This window comes from Streptomyces sp. NRRL WC-3549, assembly GCF_000721935.1.
Taxonomy (GTDB): domain Bacteria; phylum Actinomycetota; class Actinomycetes; order Streptomycetales; family Streptomycetaceae; genus Streptomyces.
In genome coordinates this window covers 80870-90131 of record NZ_KL585426.1, presented here as the reverse complement: position 1 = coordinate 90131, position 9262 = coordinate 80870, and the positions used below count along the sequence as shown (strand labels likewise).

Sequence of the window (9262 nt, the reverse complement as noted above, 5' to 3'; positions counted from 1 at the left end):
TCGTCTGACCTGGGGTTTCCCCTGGCCGAACGCGCATGAGAACAATACCGCACTCGGGCGGGTGGTCACGAATCCCCTGCGCGCTTGACCTCAACCATGCTTGATGTCCGACGCTGATCGGCATGACGCACGCGACCGAGACACCGGTGTACGGGTACGACGATCTGCACCGGCTGATGAGCCTGATGACCGGCGACGAGAAGCACGGCCCCGCCGCGACCTCCACCATGGACGCGCTGTGGGTGCTGTACGACCGGGTACTGCGGGTGTCGCCCGGTACGGCCGACGCCCTGGACCGCGACCGCTTCCTGCTCTCGAAGGGGCACGGGCCGATGGCGTACTACGCCGTGCTGGCCGCCCGGGGCTTCTTCGGCGAGGAGCTGCTCCCCGGTTTCGGGGCGTACGACTCACCGCTCGGGCACCATCCGGACCGGCTGCTCGTCCCAGGGGCGGAGATCGGCAGCGGCTCGCTGGGGCACGGGCTTCCGCTGGCGGTGGGCAGCGTGCTCGGGCTGCGGGCCCAGGGGCTGACCGGGCCGCGCGTCTGGGTGCTGACGGGGGACGCCGAACTCGACGAGGGCAGCAACCACGAGGCGATCGCCTACGCGGGCCCGGCCGGCCTGGAACAGCTGCGCACCGTGGTGATCGACAACGCCTCCGCGACCTACTCCAGGCCTGACGGCATCGCCGCACGGTTCGAGGCCGCCGGGTGGTCCGCCAGGACCGTGGACGGCAGGGACCACGACGCGCTCCACGCCGCCTTCACCACCCCGCATCCCGGCCGGCCGCTCGCGGTAATCGCCCGCGTCACCCCCAAGCGGTGAACCGCCACCCCCCGGCACTCGCCCAGCCCCACTCACCACCCCCGGAGGCCCTCATGGACACCATGCGCGACCGCTTCGTCACCACCACCTCACAGCTTCTGGACGAGGACCCACGCCTCGCCCTGGTCCTCGCCGAGATCAGCCGCGACGGCTTCGACACGGCCGCGCGGACGCACCCCGACCGGGTGGTCAACGTGGGGATCAGGGAACAGCTGCTGATCGGCGCGGGGGCCGGAATGGCGCTCACCGGCATGCGCCCCGTGATGCACACGTTCGCCTGCTTCCTGGTGGAGCGGCCGTTCGAGCAGGTGAAACTCGACCTCGGGCACCAGGGAGTGGGAGGCGTACTCGTCAGCGCCGGCGCGTCCTACGACTGGCCGGCCGGAGGGTTCACGCACATGGCACCCGGGGACGTCGCCCTCCTGGACACCCTCGACGGCTGGACGGTCCACGTCCCGGGGCATCCCGACGAGGCGGAGGCGCTCCTGCGGCGGGCGGTGGTGGGGGACGACCGCGTCTACGTACGCCTCTCGGCCCAGTCGAACCGGGCGGGGCACCAGGTGACCGGGGACGGATTCACGGCGCTGCGCCAGGGCTCGACCGGTGTGGTGATCGCCGTCGGCCCGATGCTCGACCCCGTGCTCGCCGCGACGGAGGGCCTCGACGTGACGGTGCTGTACGCGACGACCGTGCGCCCCTTCGACACGGCGGGAGTGCGTCGCGCGGCCTGGGCGGGAGCGGCGGCCGACGTGGTCGTCGTCGAGCCCTACCTGGCCGGCACCTCGACGGGTGCGGTCAACGACGCCCTCTCCGATCTCCCCCACCGGGTGCTCGGCCTCGGGGTGCCCCGCGCGGAGCTGCGCCGGTACGGGCGGCTGGAGGAGCACCTCTCCGCACACGGCCTGGACCCGCGGGGACTGCGCGAGCGGATCACCGGGTTCCTGAGCCCCTGACAGGAGAGCCGGGTCAGCGGGCGGCAGCGAGGGCGCCGAACCAGGCGAGGGTCTCGTCCAGGGCGTCCGCGAGAGGGGTGGGGGCGAGGCCGTACTTCTCCCGGACGGCGGAGGAGTCGACGATCTGGCCCTCCGTGTGCTGGTAGAACATCTCGGCGTACTCCGCCATGAAGACATCGTCGAACGGGCCGAACGGGCGGGGTTCGCGGATCTCCCTGATCTTCATCGGACGGCCGGCGCGCTCCGCGATCATGGCGAAGACCTGGCGCGTGGTGAGCGCGTCGGCCGTGGGCAGGTGCCAGACCCGGCCGTAGGCGTCCGGATGCTCGGCGAGGGTGGCGAGCCCGCCTGCTACGTCACGGATGTAGGTGTAGCTGTGCGGCAGGTCGATGTCGCCGATGCCCGGCACCTCTCCCCCGGTCAGCGCCGCCGGGAAGACCGCGCCGCCGAGCGTGGAATTGAGGACCCCGGGGCCGAAGAAGTCGGCGGAACGCCCCAGGACCACCCGGACCCGCCCCTCGGTGTGCGCGTCGAGGTAGAGCCTGTCCAGCTCGGCCCGCATCAGCCCCTTGCGGGTGGTCGCCCTCCAGGGCGTGTCCTCGGTCATCACCTCGCCGTGCGTCTCGCCGTACGGGTAGAGGGTGTCCAGGACGACAAGACGGGCGCCGGTCTCCTCGACCGCGGCGAGCACGGCCCTCTGGACGAGCGGCATGACCTCCAGCTGGAGGTGGTAGGCGACGTTGACGCAGTGGTGGACGACGTCCGCCCCCGCCACGGCGGCCCGTGCGCCCTCCACGGTGGACACGTCGGCCGCGAACCGGGAGGCGCCCTCGATCGCGGGCCCCGCTCCCCGCCGGTCGACCAGGCGGACCTCATGGCCGCGCCCGGTGAGTTCGCGGGCGAGGGCCGTCCCGGCGGGGCCGGCGCCCAGCACGGCGTGCAGCGGGGCACGGGTGAGCCCGGATTCGAGTGTGGTCGTCATGGTGAGAGTCCCTTTCTGTCTTCGGGTACGCCGCTCGGCGGAAGCCGGTCCATTAGGACCCATCGCTTCTGTTAGACACCATAACTACAGCGATGGCTCGTAGCAAGGGTGCTTGTTAGGCTCCGTAACAGATGTGAACGGCCATCGCGAGCGGGGTCACCGCCCGCGTGCCGTTCGCGGGCGTTCACACCACCCAGGGACGGAGGAGCGGGCGATGGTCCGAGCGCAGGAAGGTCCGCGCGCCAGGTACCGGGAGCAGACCCGGTCGGAGATCAAGAAGACGGCGCTCCGGCAACTGGCCGAGTCGGGCGCCGGTGCGCTGGCGCTGACCCGCGTCGCGAAGGAGATGGGGCTCTCCGGTCCGGCCCTCTACCGGTACTTCGCAGGCCGCGACGATCTGCTGAGCGCCCTGATCAGGGACGCCTACGACGACGCGGCGGCGGCCGTCGGGCGCGCGGCGGACGCGGCCGGCACGCACGGGGCGGGTCCGCGCGAACGGCTGCGTACCCTCGCCGCCGCCTACCGGGCATGGGCGGTGGCGGAGCCGCACCGCTATCTGCTGATCCAGGGTGCGCCCGTACCCGGTTACGTCGCCCCCGACGACACACGGGACCGTGCCCGTGCCGTGCTCGGGCCGTTCCTGCCCGTCTTCGCGAGCGGTACGCCGGGCTCGGGGGTGGCCGCCCTGGTGGTGGAGATGACGGACTGGCTCGCCGGGGACGAGTCCGTGGGGGCCTGGGTGGCCGACTACGCGCCGGACGCACTGGGCGACCTGCGCAGGCCGTCGTACGCACTGGCGGGAGCGGTACTCGTCTGGGCGCAGCTGCACGGCTCGGTCGGGCTTGAGGCCGCAGGGCAGTTCGACGGCATGGGGCACAGCGGCGACACCCTGCTCGTCACCCAGATGAACCTGCTCGCGGACGCCTTCGCCCTGTCCTGAGCGGGCGCGTCCGCCCGGCCCTCGGCGGACGCGCCACGCGAGCACCACGGCCGGCCGGCGGCCCCGCCCGGGCCGGCCTCACCACGGTCCGGCGTACGTCTCCCGTCCGGCGATGTGTCCGGCCAGTTCACCGGCCAGCAGCTTGATGGCGTGCAGCCCTTCCCTGCCCCAGGCACGCGGCACGGTGTCCACGGCGCAGACGGTGCCGAGCGCGACGCCCGTCCCGTCGATGAGCGGGGCCCCGAGGTAGGAGCGGACCCCCATGCCGTCGACCACCGGGTTGCCCGCGAACCGCGGGTAGTCACAGACGTCCTCCAGCACCAGCGCCTTGCGCCGCGCCAGGACGTGCGGGCAGTAGCCGTGGTCACGGGCCAGATGGCGGAGGAGGCCGCCGCGGGCCGGCGGCCCACCGGGGCGGTGTCCGCCCCCGGCCCCCGCCGGGGCGTGCAGCCCGGCGAAGAACTGCCGTTCCTCGTCGATGAAGTTGACCATCGAGAACGGGGCCGAGGTCACCGCGGCCACCCGGTCGGCGAAGGCGTCGAAGCTGTCGAACGAGGCGTCGGGCCGTGGGCCGAGGCCGAGCCGGCGCAGCCGGGCACCACGGGTGGAAGCGTCCCGGTCGGCGGGCGTGACCAGGGAACGGCCCGTGCCGTGAGAGGTCACGGATGGGCTCCCGACCCGGAGAAGGGCACCGGGGCGGTGGCGTTGATGAGGTGCTGCACCAGCGTGACCAGCGCGCCGGTGCCCGAGCTGGCGATCCGGGCGTCGCAGAGGACGACGGGCACCTCGGGACCGAGGTCGAGCGCCGCCCGTACCTCGTCGGGCTCGTAGCGGTAGGCGCCGTCGAATTCGTTGACCGCGACGATGAACCCGATGCCGCGCCGCTCGAAGTAGTCCACGGCGGCGAAGCACTCGGTGAGGCGACGGGTGTCGGCGAGGACGACGGCCCCCAGCGCGCCTTTGGAGAGCTCGTCCCACATGAACCAGAAGCGCTCCTGCCCGGGGGTCCCGAAGAGGTACAGCACGTGCTGGTCGGAGAGCGTGATGCGGCCGAAGTCCATGGCCACCGTGGTCGCCGTCTTGGACTCGACCCCCTCCAGACTGTCGGTCCCCACGCCGACCTGGGTCAGGAGCTCCTCCGTGCTCAGCGGCGCGATCTCGCTGACGGCGCCCACGAACGTCGTTTTGCCGACGCCGAAACCACCCGCGACCAGGACCTTGAGGGCCACGGGGAAGTATCCGGCGCCTCCGTGGCTGTCAGAGCTGTCGTCGTAGACCATCGAGCACTGCCTCCAGCAGGGATCGGTCGGTGGGCATGTCGTGGAAGGCGGGGGCGTGCGCGGTGACCGCTCCGCAGTCGACCAGGTCGCACAGCAGGATCTTGGTGATGGCCGCCGGGAGCCGGAGGTGGGCGGCGATCTCGGCCACGGTGGTCGGGCCCTCGCACAGGTCGAGGGCCACCGCGTGTTCCGGGCCGAGCGGGTCGTCGGGCTCGATGCCCGTGGCCATCAGCAGGGAGAGCAGGTCGAGTTCGGCGTTCGGCCGGGTCCGGCCGTTGCTCACCGCGTACGGGCGGATGAGCCGGCCGGCCGCGTCGTCGAGCAGGGGCCCGTCCTGCGGGACCGGCATCCTCACAGCCCCGGGGTGAAGGGCGTTCCGGCAGCCTGCCGCACCGGGGTCATCAGGTAGGGCCGTACGCTCTTGACCAGCATGGCCATCTCGTAGCCCAGCACGGCGGCGTCCGCCTCCCGGCCGGCGAGCACCGCGAGGCACGTACCCGAGCCGGCGGTCGAGACGAACAGGAGCGTCGAGTCGAGCTCGACGACGACCTGGCGTACGTCACCGTTGTCACCGAAACGGGCCCCGGCGCTGCGGCCCAGTGAGTACAGCCCCGCGGCCAGGGCGGCCATGTGGTCGGCGCTGTCGGCGTCCATGCCGTGGACGGATTTCACCAGGCCGTCGGCCGAGAGCAGTACGGCACTGCGTGTGTACGGAACGCGCTGGACCAGCCCGCTCAGCAGCCAGTCGAGGTCCGTGACCTGACCGGACGGCATTTCGCTCGTCATGGTGCATCTACTCCTTGAACGTGTTCTCGGTTCTGGGGCCGGCTTCCGGCGACCGCGGGACGCCGTAGCCGGGTTCGCTCGGCTGCGGTCCGCCGTGCCCCGGCCCGGTCGGCCCCGGGCTCCCGTGGCCGGGTTCGGGCATCGCGCCGGACGTGGCCGCGGTGGGCCCCCGGACGGGCAGCGGCGCCAAGCCGGAGCGCTGGGCCCCGATCGCCACCGCGGGCCCCGGTGCCGCCTCCTGGGTGCCGTGGTGCGGGGCGTACGCCACGGGCTCGGGTTCGTCCGCCGTCTGGGCCTCGGCGAGGTCGACCCCACGGCGGAAGGCGGCCATCAGCCCCGGGTCGTGCAGGATCTCGGTGCCTTCGGCCCTGGGCGCGGGCGCGTCCCTGAGCTGGGGGACCAGGTGCTCCTGGTTGCTGTCTCTTATACACATCCGGGGCGGCTGACCGACCGGGCCGGCCGCGTGGTCCTGCGGCGTGCCCGGTGGCAGTGGGGCGCCGGCCTCGGCCGGGGGGCGGTCCGCGGCGCCGGCCGGCGCGCCGGGCACCGCGCCGGTTCCCGTCTCGGGCTCGGCGTCCGAGCCGAGCAGGGTCTGCGGCAGCACGAGTACCGCCTGCGTGCCGCCGTAGATGTTGCCCTGGAGGCGTACGGCGATGCCGTGCCGACGGGCCAGCGAGGCGACGACGAACAGGCCGATGCGGCCGTCCTGGAGCAGATGGGCGACGTTGACCTGGTCGGGGGCTGCGAGCAGGGCGTTCATCCGCTTCTGCTCGGGCCCCGGCATGCCGAGTCCGCGGTCCTCGACCTCCAGGGCGAGCCCGGCGGTCACGCGCTGGGCGCGCAGCAGGACCTGGGTGTGCGGGGAGGAGAACACCGTGGCGTTCTCGACGAGTTCGGCGAGCAGGTGGATGACGTCGGCGACGGCGTGGCCGCGCAGGTTTCCGTCGACGGGCGGGACCAGCTTGACCCTGGGATACTGCTCGACCTCCGCGACCGCCGAGCGGAGCACCTCGGTCACGCTGACCGGGCGGCTCCACTGCCGCCGTGAGACGGCTCCGCCGAGCACCGCGAGGTTCTCGGCGTGCCTGCGGATTCGGGTGGCGAGGTGGTCGACGTGGAAGAGCCCCTTGAGCAGGTCGGGGTCCTCGACCTCGTGTTCCAGTTCGTCCAGGATCTGGATCTCCCGGTGCACGAGGGACTGGAGCCGTCGCGCGAGGTTGACGAACACCTCGACCTTCTGGTCGTTCCCGGCGCTGCTCACGAGCTGCGACGCCTCCACGACGGCGGCCACGGCCGCGTCCTGGCCTCGGCCCATGTCCTGGGCGAGCAGGGCGAAGGCGTCCGCCCCGGGGGGCGCGCCGTGCGTGGGTTCGCGGGCCGCGACGGGGTCTCCGGTGCGGAGCTGCGCCATGACCCCCTGCAGCTCGGCCTGGTGCTCGGCACTCCCACGCCGCAGGGCCAGGCAGCGGTCGAGTACGCCGGCGGAGACGCGGTGGGCGCCGAGGAAGGCGGCGGCCACGGCGGCGACGGCCAGGGCCCCCGAACCGCCGAGCGCCGCCAGGAGGCTGCCGGACGGGCGCACCCCGGAGAACCGGATGGTGAAAATCACGGCCGCGGCCCCGCTCAGCACGGCGGCGACGGCCGGCAGGACGGCCGTGCGGAGCAGTTGGGGCCGCAGAGGGGCGTCGGGGACGGGCTGCGGGGCACGCGGCCGGCTCACGGCCGGCTGCGAACGGCCACCCGGACGGCCGTGCCGCCCGCCTTCTCGGCGTTCCGGTCGCGCGGTGGGGGCGCGAAGTTGAGACATCATCATCCTTGGTACGTGGGTGCCCCAGGAATCGGCATTCGTGTGGTGACGCCCACGGTGGTCGGTCAGGCCCGGGTCAACGGCTGGGCGGGCTCGGCCGACATGAGCCCACGGTTGATCACCGGCCACACACGGTAGTCGCCGATCGCCCGCACCCGGTGCGCAGTTGTCGAACTTGCCCGTCAGCCGTCCCGCTCTGGTATGAGGGTCCGCTCGGATGACCGAATACGCCGGGGCTTCTTGTCGCGCAGATCTTCGACACTCGACACCGTGGTCAACGCCCGGGGCTCCCCGAGCCGATGGGCCGGCCTCGGGACCGGTGCCCGTCGTACGCGTTCCCCGAAGGGTTGTCGGCCGACACGGGCCGGTCCGGGGCCGGCCGGTCAGGCAGCCCGGACGACCGGTCGTGCGGTTCCACCCCTGCCGCGGCCCGCCTCCGGGCCGGCCGCCTCTCAGCCCGGCCGGTGGGCCGGCGCGAGTCCGTGACCGGCGAGCGGGCCGACGGTCAAAGCCTCCGCCCGGAGGCCCTCGACGAGGTCCGGAAGCATCGCCAGAGCGGGCCGCCAGCGGTCCTCACCCGTCAGGTCGGCGTCGTGCAGGAGGATCGTGTCGCCGACCCCGTGGAGCTGACCGCGGACGATCTCCAGGATGCCCGCGGGGGTGGCGTCGGCCGCCCAGTCCCGTCCCCAGGCCGACCACAGCACGGGCCGCAGGCCCACCGGCAGCCGGAGAGGATCCCGTAGGGCGGGCGGTACCACCGCGGGCGTACGCCCGAGACCCGGCGCACCTCCTCGGCCGCACGGGAGATCTCACGCAGGTCCCGGCCGGGGGCGGGCAGCCAGGGACGGCTGTGGGTCCAGCCGTGCACGGCGAGCTCGTGTCCGCGACGGACGATGTCGTGGCCGAGCTCGGGGTGCCGCCTCAGGCTCTCCCCCAGGACGAAGAAGGTGGCCCGCACGGAGAGCCGGTCCAGCGCGTCCAGGAAGTGCGGGGTGGAGCGGGGGTCCGGACCGTCGTCGAACGTCAGCGCGACGTGGTCGGGTTCGCCCAGACCCGCCAGGGTGGGCAGGAACGTCCGGCGCAGCCCCGGCAGCCAGGTGCCGGCGGGCGCCACGTGGGCGGTGAGCGTCAGGGCCGTGGCGGCCAGTGGAGCGCGCAGCACCGGGGGAACGGTCAGGCGTCCTGTACGCATCGGCATCGGGTCTCCTCCCGGTCGTCGTACGTCATCGGTGACGGCTCCGGTCCTGGCCCGTCGGTGCGGCCGTCGCGTCCCACTTGCCCGCGACGGCCGGGGAGAGCGAGAGCCCCACCGTCCCGGCGGCCAGCAGGCAGATGCCGATGGCGGCCTGCACCGGGTGGGAGCCGAGGGCGACCCGTTCGTCGAAGAGCACCTTGCCCAGGCCCACGCTCACCAGCGCGTCGCCGAGGGTGAGCGCGGGCTGGGACGCCGACAGGGAGCCGGCGCGCAGAGCGCTCTGGAGCAGCAGCAGGCTCAGCAGTCCCGCGGCGCACGCGGCATAGAGGTATCCGGTGGCCAGGACCGCGGCCACGCCCTCCGGGATCCGGCCGGTCACCTCCTTGATGAGGGCCGCGGTGCCGGCGAAGCAGATGGCGGTCGCCAGCCCCAGCACCGCCGCGGAGGGCGCGCCGCTCAGCGCCTGGCCGAGCCCGAACAGAGCGGCCACGGCGG

The 9262-nt window shown here is 73.3% G+C and carries 10 protein-coding genes and 1 pseudogene; 3 read left to right on the top strand and 8 right to left on the bottom strand.

Going from position 1 to position 9262, the window contains the following annotated elements; all coding sequences use genetic code 11:
- Nucleotides 1-122: 122 nt before the first annotated feature.
- Both IH13_RS0128845 and IH13_RS0128840 read left to right on the top strand, forming a co-directional pair.
- On the top strand, nucleotides 123-824 hold the full coding sequence (locus IH13_RS0128845; protein WP_031088949.1) for a thiamine pyrophosphate-dependent enzyme: 702 nt from the start codon (nucleotides 123-125) through the stop codon (nucleotides 822-824).
- 53 nt (nucleotides 825-877) lie between these two features.
- Entirely contained in the window at nucleotides 878-1777 is a 900-nt protein-coding gene (locus IH13_RS0128840; protein WP_031088948.1) for a transketolase family protein, read from the top strand.
- A 13-nt stretch (nucleotides 1778-1790) separates the two neighbouring features.
- Here IH13_RS0128840 and IH13_RS0128835 read toward each other — a convergent pair whose 3' ends face one another.
- The gene (locus IH13_RS0128835) at nucleotides 1791-2759 is read right to left on the bottom strand and encodes an NAD-dependent epimerase/dehydratase family protein (protein ID WP_031088947.1); all 969 of its coding nucleotides are present in this window, start codon (nucleotides 2757-2759) and stop codon (nucleotides 1791-1793) included.
- Nucleotides 2760-2973: 214 nt separating this feature from the next.
- On the opposite strand from IH13_RS0128835, the gene IH13_RS0128830 reads away from it, so the two are divergent.
- A complete protein-coding gene (locus IH13_RS0128830) occupies nucleotides 2974-3699 on the top strand; it encodes a TetR/AcrR family transcriptional regulator (RefSeq protein WP_031088945.1) in 726 nt (241 codons plus the stop codon).
- Between the two features lie 78 nt (nucleotides 3700-3777).
- Here the strand turns inward: IH13_RS0128830 and IH13_RS0128825 are convergent, their stop codons facing one another.
- From IH13_RS0128825 to IH13_RS0128790, 7 genes and pseudogenes are all read right to left on the bottom strand, one after another.
- Nucleotides 3778-4362 (bottom strand): GAF domain-containing protein, encoded by a 585-nt coding sequence (locus IH13_RS0128825; RefSeq protein ID WP_031088944.1) that lies wholly within the window; start codon nucleotides 4360-4362, stop codon nucleotides 3778-3780.
- Nucleotides 4359-4979, bottom strand: coding sequence for a GTP-binding protein (locus IH13_RS0128820; RefSeq protein WP_031088943.1), 621 nt, complete (start codon nucleotides 4977-4979; stop codon nucleotides 4359-4361). Before IH13_RS0128820 ends, IH13_RS0128825 begins: the two co-directional genes overlap by 4 nt.
- The gene (locus tag IH13_RS0128815) at nucleotides 4957-5328 is read right to left on the bottom strand and encodes a DUF742 domain-containing protein (RefSeq protein WP_031088942.1); all 372 of its coding nucleotides are present in this window, start codon (nucleotides 5326-5328) and stop codon (nucleotides 4957-4959) included. Before IH13_RS0128815 ends, IH13_RS0128820 begins: the two co-directional genes overlap by 23 nt.
- Nucleotides 5329-5330: 2 nt before the next feature.
- Nucleotides 5331-5765: a roadblock/LC7 domain-containing protein gene (locus IH13_RS0128810; protein ID WP_031088941.1), complete on the bottom strand. Its 435-nt coding sequence runs from the start codon at nucleotides 5763-5765 to the stop codon at nucleotides 5331-5333.
- Between the two features lie 7 nt (nucleotides 5766-5772).
- Nucleotides 5773-7572, bottom strand: a complete 1800-nt coding sequence (locus tag IH13_RS0128805; RefSeq protein WP_031088940.1) for a sensor histidine kinase — start codon at nucleotides 7570-7572, stop codon at nucleotides 5773-5775.
- A gap of 452 nt (nucleotides 7573-8024) precedes the next feature.
- Nucleotides 8025-8764, bottom strand: a pseudogene (locus IH13_RS38730) (polysaccharide deacetylase family protein).
- 31 nt (nucleotides 8765-8795) lie between these two features.
- Nucleotides 8796-9262: DMT family transporter (locus IH13_RS0128790; RefSeq protein ID WP_031088938.1), on the bottom strand; the 467-nt coding region annotated here is incomplete at its 5' end.